Below are 16,521 nucleotides of genomic sequence, written 5' to 3'. Positions count from 1 at the left end.
ACAGCTATTCTCGGGCGACAAAGGTACTGTTTTTGAGGGATTATTATAACCGTTTTAATTATTATTCGTATTTTTGCGAGTCAATTTGCAATATAGATGCAGAATAAACTCTATAGTAATGAATATATCTTATAACTGGCTGAAAGATTACCTCGATTTCGACCTGCAACCCGATGAGGTTGCTGCCGCACTGACATCCATTGGTTTGGAAACCGGTGGTGTGGAAGAAGTTCAAACCATTAAAGGCGGTCTGGAGGGATTGTTTATCGGCGAAGTGCTCACGTGTGAAGAACATCCTAACTCTGACCATCTGCATATTACAACGGTCACTGTCGGAGGAGAAGAACCTTTACAAATCGTATGCGGTGCACCCAATGTGGCTGCAGGGCAAAAAGTAGTAGTAGCCGTAAATGGTACCAAACTTTATAAAGAGGATGAATCTTTTACGATCAAACGTTCAAAAATACGTGGCGTTGAATCCAACGGTATGATCTGTGCAGAAGATGAGATTGGCATTGGATCCGACCATGCCGGTATTATCGTACTTCCTGCAGATGCAACGGTTGGTTTGCCAGCTAAAGAATACTATAACATTAAAAGCGACTATGTACTGGAAGTGGATATTACTCCCAACCGTGTAGACGGTACTTCTCATTTTGGCGTAGCACGTGACTTGGCAGCCTATCTGAAACAGAACGGTCGACCGTCAGCATTGAGACTTCCTTCTGTCGATGCATTTAAAATAGATGATCATACTCCGGCGATCGAAGTCGTAGTCGAAGACAGAGAAGCGTGTCCGCGTTATTCCGGAGTCAGTATCAAAGGCGTTACGGTAAAAGAAAGTCCCGAATGGTTGCAAAACCGTTTAAATATCATCGGTCTGCGTCCGATTAATAATATTGTGGATATAACCAATTTCGTTTTACATGAAATGGGGCAACCACTCCATGCTTTTGACTATAATAAAGTGAAAGGTGGAAAGGTTATTGTTAAAACAATGCCGGAAGGCACTAAATTCGTCACCTTGGATGGAGTCGAACGAACGTTGGCCGCTAGCGATCTGATGATTTGTAACACCGAAGAAGCGATGTGCGTCGGAGGTGTTTTTGGAGGATTAGACTCGGGAGTTACGGAAAAGACGACAGATATTTTCCTTGAATCGGCTAATTTCAATCCGACACGGATTCGTAAGACCGCCCGTCGCTTTGGATTAAATACAGACTCTTCATTCCGCTTTGAACGAGGGTTGGATGCTAATCGCACCATGTATGCGCTCAAACGTGCCGCTTTATTGATCCAGGAAGTTGCCGGAGGAAAAATCACCGGAGATATTCAAGATGTCTATCCAAAAGTTGTCGAGCCTTACACGGTAGAATTAAGTTATCATAAAGTAAATAGTCTGATCGGAAAAACGATTCCGACTGATACGATAAAAAGTATTCTGGAAAGTCTGGAGATGAAGATTGTCTCGGAAACGCCCGAGGGAGTAACACTACATGTTCCGGTATACCGCATCGATGTGCAGCGAGACGTAGACGTCATTGAAGATATCCTCCGTATATATGGCTACAACAATATCAGTTTCAGCGATGAAGTTAAATCCAGTTTGAGTTATCAAACGCCAACCGATCAGAGTTACAAAATGGAAAACTTGATTTCCGAACAACTCTGTGGAGCGGGATTCAACGAAATCATGAACAACTCGTTCACCAAATCGGCTTATTACGACGACCTGTCGATTTACCCGGCCAGTCATTGCGTGAAGCTACTCAATCCGTTGAGCACCGACCTGAATGTCATGCGCCAAACGTTGGTTTTCGGAGGGTTGGAAAGTATTGCTTATAATATCAACCGGAAAAACGGCAATATCCGTTTCTTTGAATACGGCAACTGTTACGACTATGACATCGATAAGAAAAAAGAGGGTGAAACATTAGCTGAATACAAAGAAGATTATCATTTAGGGTTGTGGATCTGCGGAAATAAGGTGGAGAACAACTGGGCGCATCCGAATGAGAATTCATCGATCTATGAACTGAAAGCGCATGTTGAAAACATATTAAACCGATTAGGTCTCGATCGCAAAAAAATCATATTTGGTCATCTTTCCAATGAGATCTATTCGTCGGCATTGAGTATCACAACAGTTTCAGGACGTCAACTGGGTACATTGGGCATCATCCAGAAAAAACTATGTAAATCGCTTGACATCGATACTGATGTATACTACGCAGAATTATCCTGGAAACTGCTTATGAAGGAAGCGGGTAAAAATAAGATTGCTTATTCCGAAATATCCAAGTTCCCAGCAGTTAAACGCGATCTTGCGTTATTGCTTGACAAAAAGGTTCCATTTGCCGAGATTGAAAAAATAGCATTCGAAAGTGAACGTAAATTATTGAAAAACGTTTTATTATTCGATGTATACGAAGGCAAAAATCTACCTGCCGATAAAAAGTCTTACGGTGTAAGTTTCTATTTACAAGACGAGAACAAGACTTTGAACGACAAGCAGATTGACACCATCATGAAAAAGATACAAACCGGCTTAGAACAGAAACTGCAGGCACAGCTTCGTTAATTGACAATTGATCATTAAACATTAATAATTAATCATTAGATAAAAGATGGGAAGAGCGTTTGAATATCGCAAAGCAAAAAAATTTAAACGTTGGGGAAACATGGCTCGCGTGTTTACCAAACTAGGTAAAGAAATCACTATCGCCACAAAAGCAGGCGGACCCGACCCGGATAGCAATCCTCGTTTGCGCGTGTTGATGCAACAGGCCAAAAAGGAAAATATGCCGAAAGAGAATGTAGAACGGGCAATCAAAAAAGCGACCTCGAAGGATTATACCGATTATAAAGAGATGAATTATGAAGGATATGGTCCTTTTGGTATTGCCGTTTTCGTTGAAACAGCAACAGACAATACAACGCGTACTGTAGCCAATGTGCGCAGCTATTTCAACAAACACGGCGGATCATTGGGCACAAGTGGCAGTCTGGAGTTTCTGTTTGATCACAAAGTGGTTTTCCATATCGTTAAAAAAGAGGATGTCTCATTGGAAGATCTTGAATTGGAATTGATCGACTTCGGAGTCGATGAAGTGGAAGCCGATGAGGATGAAATCATTCTATCCGGTGAATTCTCGCAAAATGCTGCGATTCAGAAATACCTCGAAGAAAATGGATTTGAGATCAATAGTGCCGAATTTATACGGATTCCGAACGATCTGAAAGATGTCACAGCCGAGCAACGCGAACAACTCAATAAATTGTTGGAAAAACTAGAAGAAGACGAAGACGTACAAAACGTCTTCCACAATATGCGGGAAGAAGAGGAATAAAAAATCTTAACGCCTATTATTAGAATAAGCAGAAGTTTGAAAGCAGTTGTTTTACTCTTTTAAATTTCTGCTTTTTCTTTTTTATTTGCCTGTAATCAAAGAAATTTCCATAGTTTTGTTGATTGTTAATCTTTAAATACTGAATACCCATGAAACGCGAGTCAGTACTATCCCAACTAACCGATCCGAATAAAATCTTTGACTTTGTTGTAATTGGTGGAGGCGCGACCGGATTAGGCATTGCACTGGATGCTGCTACAAGAGGATATAGTGTGGCACTATTTGAACGTTCTGATTTCACCAAAGCGACTTCGAGCCGAAGCACCAAACTGGTTCATGGAGGGGTCAGATATCTGGCTCAAGGTGATGTAGCACTCGTTCTGGAAGCTTTACGGGAGAGAGGTATTTTAGCAAAAAATGCCCCTCATCTGGTCAAAGACCAGGTGTTTCTCATTCCATGTTACCGTTGGTGGGAAGGACCGTTTTATACCATTGGGCTTGTATTATACGACTTCATGGCGGGTAAACTCCGATTCGGCCGATCCATGTGTATTGGTCCGAAACGCGCACTGAAGACGATTCCGACATTGCAACCTAAAGGGATGAGTGCCGGTATTTTATATCATGACGGACAGTTCGACGATTCACGACTGGCGATTAATCTTACACGCACGGCTATTGATGCCGGAGCCTGTGTACTTAATTATATGAACGTAACCGGTCTATTAAAAGAAGAGGGTCAGATATCCGGTGTCAGCGTTCGTAATGAAGAAAACGGAGATACATATCACATAAAATCACGTGCAGTGATTAATGCGACAGGCGTTTTTGCCGATGAAATACTTCAAATGGACGAACCGGGTAAACGCCAGACAGTACGTCCCAGCCAAGGTGTTCATCTTGTTTTAGATGCTTCGTTCCTAAACAGTGATCATGCCATTATGATCCCCAGTACTCCTGACGGGAGAGTCCTTTTTGCTGTACCATGGCATAACAAAGTGGTTGTCGGTACCACCGACACATTGATTCGCGACGCATCGGAAGAGCCTATCGCCATGCAGGCCGAGATCGATTTTATCCTTGAAACGGCTGGCCGATACCTTACCCGCCAACCACAGCGGTGCGATGTACTCTCGGTCTTTGCCGGACTCCGTCCTTTGGCTGCTCCCCGAGATGAAGGAACCAAAACGAAAGAGATATCCCGTAGCCATAAACTTATTCGTGAACAATCAGGGCTTATCACCATCATTGGTGGAAAATGGACAACATATCGGAAAATGGCCCAAGATACGGTGGATATGGCTATCAAACAGATGGATGTTCCACAACAAAGCTGTGTCACAGAAAATTATCCGATACACGGGGCACGTCCGAATCCCGATTTTACGGATCCGTTATATGTCTACGGCACAGACGCGGATGAGATCAGAAAATTGACAGCGTCTTCAATAGATATGCAGGAAAAACTACATCCGGCCTATTCATACACAATTGGTGAAATCTGCTGGATCATCAGGAACGAGATGGTATTCACTTTAGAAGATATTTTGGCTCGCCGGTTGCGTATTTTATTTATGGACGCACGGGCTGCTATCGAAATGGCTCCTAAAGTCGTCCGGATAATGGCCACCGAAAAGAAAAAAGACCTCGCTTGGGAAACCGATCAGTTGGAGAAGTTTAACAAAGTGGCATCCAACTATTTTTTAGATTAATCACTATTATGCAATATATCTATACCTATGAATCACAAACATAAATATGTATTGGCTATCGATCAGGGAACCACCTCTTCACGAGCCATTTTATTCAATCATCAAGGAAATATCATCACATTAGCACAAAAGGATTTTCATCAATACTTTCCTAAACCGGGTTGGGTAGAACATGATCCGAATGAGATATGGTATACCCAATCATCCGTGATCAAAGAAGTCATGGCCAAAGCAGATGTCACCGATGATCATATTGCCTGTATCGGCATCGCCAATCAACGGGAAACAACCATTATATGGGATCGGGAAACCGGGTTTCCTGTTTATAATGCCATCGTCTGGCAAGACAGGCGCACTTCCGATTATTGTGAGGAATTAAAAGAAAAAGGTTATGCAACCTCTATTCAGGAAAAGACAGGGTTAGTTATTGATGCTTACTTCTCTGCAACAAAAATCAGATGGATCCTGGATAACGTAAAGGGAGTTCGTGAACGAGCCGAACGGGGAGAATTATGCTTCGGTACGGTTGATTGCTGGCTGTTATGGAAATTAACACGGGGAGAGAAATTTATTACAGATATTACCAATGCCTCCCGGACAATGTTATTCAATATTCATTCGCAACAATGGGATCAGGAATTGCTTTCGTTATTTTCAATCCCTCCTTCACTGCTTCCCGAAGTTGTCGGATGCAGCGATATCTATTGTGAAACATCTGCGACACTATTTAAAAAAGGGATTCCGATCTCAGGTATTGCCGGAGATCAACAGGCCGCTTTATTCGGACAATTATGTGTAGAAGAAGGTATGATGAAAACAACCTATGGAACAGGATGTTTCATGATTCTGAATACCGGAAAGAAACCTATTCTTTCGCAAAATCACTTACTCACGACTATTGCCTGGAAATTGGGAGATGAAACGACTTATGCCCTTGAAGGAAGTGTGTTCGTTGGTGGAGCCGCGATCCAATGGCTACGTGATGGGATCGGTCTCATACCGAATGCTGCAATCTCCGAACAGATGGCCAAATCGATCCCAGATAACGGAGGTGTTTATTTTGTTCCGGCCTTAACAGGACTCGGAGCCCCTTATTGGGATCAATATGCCCGTGGTGCCATTGTCGGAATAACACGTGGTACGACTGCTGCACACCTGACTCGGGCTGCACTTGAAGGCATTTCCTATCAGGTGTATGATGTACTGAGGGCCATGGAAAATGATATGAATACCCAATCGAAAGAGATCCGGGTGGACGGTGGAGCGATAGCTAATAATTTTCTAATGCAGTTTCAAGCTGATATTTGTCGTTGCCCGGTAGTACGACCGAAAGTACTTGAGACTACAGCCTTGGGAGCCGCCTATCTGGCCGGATTAGCTGTTGGCTATTGGAAAGACATTGATGAATTAAAAGATCAATGGTCATTAGATAAGGTCTTTAAGCCTAAATTAGATGAAGCTGTAGCACTTCGTCAACTCGACGAGTGGCATAAAGCGGTTGGCCGTGCACAACACTGGAGTAGTAACGAATGATCAATAATTATTTGAATCAGTAGTCAGACAGTTATCAGTTCAATCATTACAACTTAATAGTTAAGTAGTTTTACCCAATCAACAATTCATAATTCATAATTCATAATTAACCATACAATATCATGACTCCATTTATTGCAGAACTATTAGGCACAATGCTCCTTATTCTTATGGGAGCCGGAGTGTGCGCCAATGTATTATTAACAAAAACAAAAGGGCATGGAGCCGGGTGGATCGTCGTCACTACCGCCTGGGCAATGGGTGTATTTATCGGGGTGGTTGTAGCCGGTCCGTATAGCGGAGCGCACTTGAACCCTGCCGTTTCTCTCGGATTAGCGATCGGGGGATCATTCCCATGGTCGGATGTGTGTTCCTATATTATTGCACAAATGTTGGGAGCAGCATTAGGCGCTTTTCTGGTATGGCTGGTGTATAAAGATCACTTTGATGCCACCGAAAATCCAGGATTAAAACTGGGTGTGTTTACAACAAGTGCTGAAATAAAAAATCCGGTCATCAATTTTATGACTGAAGTCATCGGTACATTTGTTTTGATGTTTGTTGTTTTTTATATCACCGACGGAGAAGTCACATATGAGAATAACAGTACTTTGCCTGTAGGACTGGGTTCTGTTGGCGCTATTCCCGTTGCTTTTACGGTGTGGGTAATCGGTTTATCTTTAGGAGGCCCTACCGGTTATGCAATCAATCCGGCGCGTGATCTGGCGCCAAGGATTATGCACGCGATCCTGCCTATTAAGAGTAAAGGAGGAAATGACTGGGGATATGCATGGATCCCGGTATTTGGCCCTATTACCGGAGCGGCCTTAGCGGCTTTATTATATCTTTTATTATAAAATATGTATATTTGCATGTATACGAAACGAAAAACACCTATCAAATGAGAACATCTTTTTTTATTTGTCTTTTCCTGTTGACTGCCTTTATAGGAAATGCTCAAAACGACAATCCGGAAATTGTAAAAATTGGCGATATCATGCCTGAATTTACGATTATTTCTGACGATGGAACAGAATTTAAATCAACGACGTTGAAAGGGAAAGTCATTCTGGTCAATTTCTTTGCCACATGGTGCCCTCCCTGTCAGAAAGAATTGGCTGCCGTTCAGGAAACATTATGGCCGAAATACCAAAACAATCCGGATTTTGCTTTACTGGTCATCGGACGCGAACATAATAACGCCGAGTTGAAAACATATAATGAGAAAAAAGGATTTACATTCCCTTTATACCCGGATAAAAGCCGGGCGATTTATGCTTCGTTTGCCAATAGTCTGATCCCCCGTAGCTATCTGATTGGAAAAGATGGAAAAGTGAAACATATCATTACCGGTTATACCGAAGAAGAATTCAGTAATCTGATGTCACGTATTGAAAATGCACTTAAATAAAACATATGTCCAAACAAACGCTACACCTGATCTATTTTTCTCCTACGCATACCTCAAAAAAGATTACTCATGCCATTGCTGATGGTATGCAAATTCCGATTCAGACAGATTGGGATCTTACTTATAAAAAGAACGACCCTTTACAACTGGAAACTGGCTTAGCGATAGTGGCTGTGCCTGTTTACGGCGGACGAGTTTCCGAAACAGCTTTAGAGCGATTAAAAAAGATTAAAGCAACACAAATTCCGGTAGTTCCGATTGTTGTCTATGGTAACCGGGATTACGAAGATGCATTATTTGAATTATCCGATACATTGAAAGAGCAGGGATTTATTCCTATAGCGGCAGGCGCTTTTGTAGGCGAACATTCTTTCAGCACTAAAGAGATGCCTATTGCGGCAGGAAGACCAGACAACGAAGACCTGGAAAAAGCCCGTCATTTTGGTGAAGAGATAAAGAATATTACAAACCTATCTTCTCCATATTCTCCCACACTCAAGATAAAGGGTAATTTCCCTTATAAAGAAAAAGGGCCGCATACACCGCAAGCGCCGGAGACTGATTCCGAGTTGTGCATATTATGTGAATCGTGTATCGATCTTTGTCCGACAGACGCCATTTCCGTTCAAGACAACACCCTTTTCAGCGATGCCGGACTTTGTATCAAATGCTGTGCCTGTGTCAAGGAATGTCCTGAAAATGCCCGGTCATTCGAGACGCCTTTCAGAGCCTATCTTCATACTAATTTTGCCACCCGGCGGGAGCCGGAACTGTTTCTATAAATCTTATTGACAATCCTTAATTGACTTATTGATCATGAAAACACAAGTTCTCCTATTCTGTTTTTTGTTAAATATCTGTTCGATATCCGCACAAGTCCGCCTGGAAGGATATAATCAAAAAGAGATCCACCCTTCCCTTTACGAAGGAAGATGGAAAGCACGTTGGATCTCCTTACCGGAAGAACCTATCAATGCTTTTGGGATTTATCATTTCCGAAAATCATTTGAGTTGACCGACATCCCTTCCCGGTTTATTGTACACGTATCTGCCGATAACAGATACAAATTGTATATTAATGGTGAATTTGTATCGTTAGGACCCGCTCGCGGAGATATTTACAACTGGAATTTCGAAACCGTTGACCTGGCTCCTTATCTCAAAAAAGGCAAAAATGTGTTGGCTGCTGTTGTCTGGAATTATGCCGAACGCAAACCTGTTGCCCAAATCAGTTTTAATCAAACAGGGTTTATTCTGCAAGGAAATACCGAAACCGAAAGTATCGTCAACACCGACAAGTCCTGGGTATGCATCAAAAATCAAGGCTATGGATTCTGGAACGGAGGACAAGTTTTAGGCTATTATGTTGCCGGTCCGGGTGAATTATTAACTTCAGCATCCTATCCCTGGGGCTGGGAACAGCCGGATTATAATGACTCTACATGGAAAACTGCCGTTGCCGGCATAGACGGTGCCATAAAAGGTGCACGCGATTACCCCGGACGACTACTGGTTCCCTCTCCCATTCCACCGATGGAATTGGAAATCGAGCGATTCACTTCGGTCAAACTCGCAGAGGGCATAAACCCTCCGAACTCATATCCGGCACAACCGACTAAAATAACGGTACCGGCCAACACAAAAGTACATCTATTACTCGACAACAGCCGTCTGACAACAGGCTATTTATCTTTATTTTTCAGCCAGGGGAAAGATGCTGAAATTGTCATTGGATATGCAGAGGCGCTTTATAAAAATGAAGAAAAGGCGACAACCAAATCATATTCGCTGAACGCCAAAGGCCATCGGGATGAAGTTGTTGGCAAACGTTTTATCGGTTATGAAGACAAAATTATTGCTGACGGCGGAAATAACCGTGCATTTACATCGCTCTGGTGGCGTACCTGGCGATATGTCGATCTTCATATAACCACCTCTTCCGAACCCTTAGTGATTGATGATATTTATGGTACATTTTCAGCTTATCCATTTCAAAAAGAAAGTTCTTTCGCCGCTGTTGGCAATGAAACATTAAACAAAATGCTCGACATCGGATGGCATACCGCCCGTTTATGTGCAAATGAAACCTATATGGACTGTCCCTATTATGAGCAATTACAATATTTTGGAGACACCCGTATTCAGGCTATGATCACCCTATTCAATACCAGTGATAAATACATGGTAAAAAATGCGATTGAACAAGGTCGTCAGTCCATTGTAGCTGATGGAATTACCATGAGCCGGTATCCCTCCAGCCTTCATCAGTTTATCTCTTCTTTCTCATTGTGGTGGATCTGTATGGGACATGATTACTGGATGTATAGAGGAGATGAAGCGTATATGCAAACACTTCTTCCGGCTTACCGGGGTATCCTTTCCTGGTATGAACAATGGTTGAAACCGGATTACAGCCTGGACTATGTGCCACATTGGTTTTTTGCAGATTGGGCAGCAGGTTTCCCATCCGGTGAACCTATCCGGGAGAAAAACGGCAATTCAGCCTTTCAGGATTTAATGTATATATTGACACTCGAAGCTGTTGCAGAAATGGAACAGGCGATCGGACTTCCTGCGATGGCACAATATTACAATCAACTGGCTGCTAAGATCCGGGAAACGATATATTCAAAATATTGGGATGCCAACCGGGGATTATTTGCCGACACACATGATCATCGCAATTATTCACAACATGTCAATGCACTCGCAATATTAGCCGGAATTGTCGAAGGAGAAGAAGCTGCGCAAGTAATGGCGAACACATTAACCGATGAGTCGTTGACACAAGCGACCATTTATTTCCGCTATTATGTTCATCAGGCATTGAGTAAAGCGGGAATGGGCAATCAGCTATTGGATAATCTTCAGATCTGGCATGATCAGATGGCTTTAGGCCTGACCACCTGGGCTGAAATGCCCGAGCCATCCCGTTCCGATTGCCACGCATGGGGAGCCAGTCCCAATATTGAATTTTATCGAATTTTATTGGGTATAACAAGTGATGCTCCGGGATTCCATAAAGTGCGAATTGCTCCTGCTTTAGGAAAACTGAAAGAAGTTTCAGGCACAATGCCCCACCCCAACGGGAAGATAAGTGTTGCTTATAAGTTACTGTCCAACGGTAAGCTGGAGGCAAAAATCACATTGCCACAACAGACCTCAGGAACATTTGAATGGAAAGGCAAAACTTATCCGTTAACGGCTGGCGAGCAAATGATAAAAGAATAAACATCTTTTACATCTGCCGATGAAAAAGAGCCATAAACACATTGTAAAACGAATACTGATTGGATGCCGGAATATCATCTTATTACTCTTTGTTTTAAGTTTAGTAGCTGTTCTTGCGACTAAATTCATTCCTGTCTATTATACACCGCTTATGTTTATGCGGTTATACGAACAACATCAGGAAGGAAAAACAAAAAAACTGGAACACAAATGGGTGCCGATATCACAGATTGCACAACCTTTGATTCAGGCTGTAGTAGCCTCCGAAGACAATTTGTTTATGGAACATCACGGGTTCGACTTTCAACAAATCGAAAAAGCACTTGATGAAGCTGAAAAAGGGAAACGGGTACGAGGCGCCAGTACCATCAGTCAACAAACCGCCAAAAATGTGTTTCTGTGGCCCGGCAAAACTTTTATACGCAAAGGACTGGAGGTCTATTTTACGGTATTGATCGAATTGATCTGGGGAAAAACACGGATCATGGAAGTTTATCTTAACTCGGTCGAGATGGGAAATGGAATCTATGGTGCCGAAGCTGTCGCCCAGGCGCACTTCAAAAAACAGGCTTATCAACTAACCCGGCAGGAAGCGGCACTGATCGCTGCCACATTACCCAATCCCCGGATATATAGTTCAGCCCGACCTTCAGCCTATATACAGAAAAGACAGGGACAAATCCTTTCTTTAATGCCCAAACTCCTCCCGATTGAAATGGGATATGGTACAACTAAAAGTAATTCAAAAAAATGACAACAGATAAAACAACTCCATTCATTTATCACGATCTTGGCCGGATAGACTATGCCACGGCACTGGAGATCCAAATGACAGCTTTCGAAAAACTACTTACAGCGAAAAAAGAAGGCAAGCCGGAGGAAAACCATCTGTTTTTTTGTGAACATACGCCGGTTATTACGATGGGTAAAAGCGGTAAAGAAGGCAATTTGCTTATCCCGGAACACCTGCTTTCGGAACGGGATATCTCTTTTTACCAAACCAACAGGGGAGGCGATATTACGTATCATGGGCCTGGTCAGATCACCGGATACCCGATATTCGACCTTGAATACTGGCAATTGGGATTAAAACAATACATCCACCTTCTGGAAGAAGTTATCATCCGTTTTCTCCGGTTATATCATATCCATGGAGAGCGGCTTGACGGCGCCACCGGTGTATGGCTCGATACATCTGCAGGTAGCCAGACACGCAAGATCTGTGCCATTGGAGTAAAAAGCAGCCGTTATGTGACCATGCATGGTTTTGCGTTAAACATCAATACCGACCTCAGTTATTATTCGCTTATGAATCCATGTGGATTTACAGACAAAGGAGTCACCTCTTTAGCACAGGAATTAGGAGAGACACAAGACTTTGAATTAGCCAAGCAGCAAGTACAGACGATCTTTAAAGAGGTTTTCAGCTAAAAGAACGCCATCGAAGACCCGATTCTTTCCATATATTTTGTCGATTCATAAAAACGTACTAAGTTTGTCCAGTCTGATAATATGAATGTTATGCTCACTAAAAACTACAGACGGCTATTTAATTGTTTAATGTTCTATCATTAAACAAAACAACTCTCCTCTCTACGAGATAATCTTATCCCGACTTTTTCTCTTTTATCTGATCTTTATCCGATATACTTTACAGTATATGCTGTAAATATACATATAGAACAATCATGTATGAAAACAAATAAAAATACCTGTGGCATGAACGACCGAATCAAACGGTTGCGCAAACTTTCTTTTGAAACCACACCGTCTCTCTCTATCGAAAGAGCATTAATTGAAACCAGATTTTATAAAGAAAATGAGGGCAAGTATCCGATACCGATCCTACGGGCACTTCATTTCCTGGAGGTCTGTAAACAGAAAACAATCTACATTGGCCAGGATGAATTAATTGTAGGAGAGCGTGGACCCCGTCCGAAAGCGGTCCCTACTTTTCCCGAACTCACCTGCCACAGCGTAGAAGATCTTCATATTCTGAACAGTCGCGAATTACAACGATATACAATCAGTCAGGAAGATATCGACACCTATGCACGTGAAGTTATTCCGTACTGGAAAGGACGTACCCAACGTGAACGAATTTTCAATCATGTTCCACAAACATGGAAAAACGCGTATGAGGCGGGTATTTTCACCGAGTTTATGGAACAGCGAGCACCCGGACATACCTCTCTGGATCATAAAGTCTATAAATACGGACTTTTAGACTTGAAAATACGTATCGCCGAAGAACTCAAAAAACTCGATTTCATGAATGATCCGGAGGCTACGGATAAACAGGAAGAGTTGACTGCCATGTCGATCTCCTGTGACGCAGCAATCCTTTTCGCCCAGCGCCATGCGGATCTTGCCGATGAGATGGCATTGACTGAAAAAGACCCCAAACGCATAAGCGAACTTCACCAAATAGCCGAAATCTGCCGCTGGGTTCCGGCACACGCCCCGCGTACTTATTGGGAAGCGATTCAGATGTACTGGTTTGTGCATTTAGGGACAATCACCGAACTAAACGGTTGGGACGCCATGAATCCCGGACATTTCGATCAACACCTGGCACCATTCTATGACAAAGAATTAAAGGCCGGTACTTTGAATAGAGAAGAAGCCAAAGAGTTAATGTCGTGTTTCTTTATCAAAGTCAATAATCACACCGCACCTCCTAAAGTAGGCATTACAGCCAAAGAGAGTGGTACGTATAACGATTTCACCAACCTCAATATCGGAGGAGTAAAAGCCGACGGAAGCGACGGCGTCAGCGAAGTCTCTTATATTATGCTTGAAGTGGTCGAAGAACTACATCTATTGCAACCGGGAAGTTCGATACATATCAGTAGCCGCACACCCGACCGGTTCCTGCGTGCCGGCTGTAAAGTGATCCGCAAAGGCTATGGATATCCTTCGATCTTCAACCCCGATGTCTATATACAGGAACTGATGCGCCAGGGGAAATCGTTGCAGGACGCCCGTGAAGGCGGTTGTAGCGGATGCATCGAAGTAGGTGCTTTCGGGAAAGAAGCCTATGTATTGACGGGCTACCTGAATGTGCCCAAAATTCTGGAAATCACCTTACACAATGGTATTGATCCATTATCAGAAAAAATGATTGGGCTTTCAACCGGTGATCCGAATACGTTCAAAAGTTACGATGAGTTATACCAGGCATTCCTGAAACAACTACACTATTTTGTCGAGATGAAAATACGTGTCAGTAATTATATCGACCGGATGTTCGCCAAATATGCTCCGGCACCATTTTTATCCCTATTCATCGACGATTGTATTGCCAAAGGAAAAGATTATTATAACGGAGGGCCACGATATAATACCAATTATATCCAATGTACGGGATTAGGAACGATTACCGACAGTCTGAGTGCGATCAAAAAACATCTGTTCGAGGATAAAACGTTTACCATGGCTGAACTGCTTACCGCTATCGATTCCAATTTTGAACAGGCTGAAATGATGCGTCAGACGATTCTTAACCGCACGCCTTTTTTCGGAAACGACGACGATTACGCCGACAGTATAGCCATACAAGTCTATGACGATCTGTATGAAGCCATCGAAGGACGTCCGAATACAAAAGGAGAATGTTTTCATCTGAATATGCTTTCCACTACTTGTCATGTCTATTTCGGAAAAGTCATGGGTGCCTCTCCAAATGGCCGGTTGGCCGGCAAAGCGATCTCCGACGGCACCTCCCCCTCGCATGGAATAGACAGACACGGACCTTCTGCTGTGATTAAATCACTTGGCAAATTGGACCAGATAAAGAGTGGCGGTACGCTGCTCAATCAACGTTTCATGCCGTCCCTATTGAAACGGGAAGAAGATCTCTCCAACCTCTCTACTTTAATCCGCAGCTATTTTGCCTTAGGAGGACACCATATCCAATTTAATATCGTAGATACCGAGACATTACGACACGCACAAAAACACCCGGAAGAATACCGGGATCTATTGGTTCGCGTAGCGGGATATAGCGATTATTTTAATGATATGCATGTGGATTTACAAGAAGACATCATATTTAGAACCGAACAAGTTAGGTTCTAAATAATGGACAATTGAGGATTGAGAATTGACAATGAAATGAAATATAAGATGACAGATCAATGTTCAAACAAAAGAGGATCTTCTAATTGTCCATTGACATCAAAAGCAAATGTGCCATTTGTTTTTGATGTCAAGCGTTATGCCGTAAATGATGGCCCCGGCATACGTGTAACCCTCTTTTTCAAAGGTTGCCCTTTATCCTGTATCTGGTGTCATAATCCGGAAGGGATATCATATAAACAGGAAAAGATGTACACGTTCCACAAGTGTATTGGGTGTCGGACGTGTATAAAAGTGTGTCCGCAAAAAGCATTAACTGCGACTCATCAAGGTATCCATACCGATAAAATGCTTTGTACGCGCTGTGGTATTTGCGTTGAACATTGCCCTTCATTAGCCATGGAGTTATCCGGGAAAGTGTATACCACTGACAACCTGATGAAAGAGATAGAAAAAGAGACACTCTTTATGGATCGATCCGGAGGAGGGGTTACCTTTTGCGGAGGAGAACCCTTTATGCATCCGGATTTCCTCTTCGAACTATTACAAAGATGCGGCGATAAGGGTATTCACCGGGCTATAGACACTTCTTTATACGTGCATCCGGAAATACTGAAAAAGAGTCTTCCACAAACCGATCTTTTTCTCGTTGATCTGAAGCAGATGAATACCGAAAAGCACCTGTTATATTGTGGAGTACCCAATGCTCTTATTTTATCCAACATCCGGTTATTATCAGAAACAGCAACCTCGTATATCATCCGGATTCCATTGATCGAAGGAATTAATGCCGATGAAGAAAACATCAAACAAACAGCTGATTTTTTATCGACACTCCCCCACCCTCCTCAAACGATCAATCTATTGCCCTATCACGATATCGGCAAGGGGAAACACGACAAACTGAATACAGTCTATAATTCGCAACAACTACCAATGGCACCTCCATCGGAAGAAAAAATAAAAAACTGCAGACTTATTTTTGAACAATACAAACTATCGGTGAGTGAAAGCTAAACAAAAAAATCGTTTGACAATTGTAGAACGATCATTCGATAACTATCAAACGATCATTTCACAATTATCAAACGATCGTTTGATAATTATCGTGACTTATCCTAAAATTGGTTGTCACATTTCGTCACTGTTTACTATAAAAGTTGACACAACCAAAACTCATCCCTAACAAGGTTGTCATTTTGAG

At 42.6% G+C, this 16,521-nt stretch carries 12 protein-coding genes; all 12 read left to right on the top strand.

Going from position 1 to position 16,521, the window contains the following annotated elements; all coding sequences use genetic code 11:
• Positions 1-118: 118 nt before the first annotated feature.
• Positions 119-2,581 (top strand): phenylalanine--tRNA ligase subunit beta, encoded by a 2,463-nt coding sequence (gene pheT / locus M2135_RS12195; RefSeq protein WP_280748789.1) that lies wholly within the window; start codon positions 119-121, stop codon positions 2,579-2,581.
• Between the two features lie 46 nt (positions 2,582-2,627).
• Positions 2,628-3,350 (top strand): YebC/PmpR family DNA-binding transcriptional regulator, encoded by a 723-nt coding sequence (locus M2135_RS12190; protein ID WP_280748788.1) that lies wholly within the window; start codon positions 2,628-2,630, stop codon positions 3,348-3,350.
• Between the two features lie 149 nt (positions 3,351-3,499).
• Positions 3,500-5,062 carry a glycerol-3-phosphate dehydrogenase/oxidase gene (locus M2135_RS12185; RefSeq protein ID WP_280748787.1) on the top strand — a complete coding sequence of 521 codons (1,563 nt, stop codon included), beginning with the start codon at positions 3,500-3,502 and terminating at the stop codon, positions 5,060-5,062.
• A gap of 27 nt (positions 5,063-5,089) precedes the next feature.
• A complete protein-coding gene (glpK, locus tag M2135_RS12180) occupies positions 5,090-6,595 on the top strand; it encodes a glycerol kinase GlpK (RefSeq protein ID WP_280748785.1) in 1,506 nt (501 codons plus the stop codon).
• Between the two features lie 122 nt (positions 6,596-6,717).
• Positions 6,718-7,452 (top strand): MIP/aquaporin family protein, encoded by a 735-nt coding sequence (locus tag M2135_RS12175; RefSeq protein WP_280748784.1) that lies wholly within the window; start codon positions 6,718-6,720, stop codon positions 7,450-7,452.
• A gap of 44 nt (positions 7,453-7,496) precedes the next feature.
• Positions 7,497-8,006, top strand: coding sequence for a TlpA disulfide reductase family protein (locus M2135_RS12170; RefSeq protein WP_280748783.1), 510 nt, complete (start codon positions 7,497-7,499; stop codon positions 8,004-8,006).
• Between the two features lie 5 nt (positions 8,007-8,011).
• Positions 8,012-8,788 carry a 4Fe-4S binding protein gene (locus M2135_RS12165; RefSeq protein WP_280748782.1) on the top strand — a complete coding sequence of 259 codons (777 nt, stop codon included), beginning with the start codon at positions 8,012-8,014 and terminating at the stop codon, positions 8,786-8,788.
• Between the two features lie 34 nt (positions 8,789-8,822).
• Positions 8,823-11,237 carry an alpha-L-rhamnosidase C-terminal domain-containing protein gene (locus M2135_RS12160; RefSeq protein WP_280748781.1) on the top strand — a complete coding sequence of 805 codons (2,415 nt, stop codon included), beginning with the start codon at positions 8,823-8,825 and terminating at the stop codon, positions 11,235-11,237.
• Positions 11,238-11,256: 19 nt separating this feature from the next.
• Entirely contained in the window at positions 11,257-11,991 is a 735-nt protein-coding gene (gene mtgA / locus M2135_RS12155; RefSeq protein WP_280748780.1) for a monofunctional biosynthetic peptidoglycan transglycosylase, read from the top strand.
• A complete protein-coding gene (gene lipB, locus M2135_RS12150) occupies positions 11,988-12,668 on the top strand; it encodes a lipoyl(octanoyl) transferase LipB (RefSeq protein ID WP_280748779.1) in 681 nt (226 codons plus the stop codon). Before mtgA ends, lipB begins: the two co-directional genes overlap by 4 nt.
• A gap of 261 nt (positions 12,669-12,929) precedes the next feature.
• Positions 12,930-15,317: a trans-4-hydroxy-L-proline dehydratase gene (hypD, locus tag M2135_RS12145; protein ID WP_280748778.1), complete on the top strand. Its 2,388-nt coding sequence runs from the start codon at positions 12,930-12,932 to the stop codon at positions 15,315-15,317.
• 111 nt (positions 15,318-15,428) lie between these two features.
• Entirely contained in the window at positions 15,429-16,334 is a 906-nt protein-coding gene (locus M2135_RS12140) for a glycyl-radical enzyme activating protein (protein ID WP_280748823.1), read from the top strand.
• The last annotated feature ends 187 nt before the right edge of the window (positions 16,335-16,521 follow it).

The sequence above is a fragment of the Parabacteroides sp. PF5-9 genome (genome assembly GCF_029893105.1).
Taxonomy (GTDB): Bacteria; Bacteroidota; Bacteroidia; order Bacteroidales; family Tannerellaceae; genus JARXWG01.
This window is presented reverse-complemented; position numbering and strand designations above follow the sequence as displayed.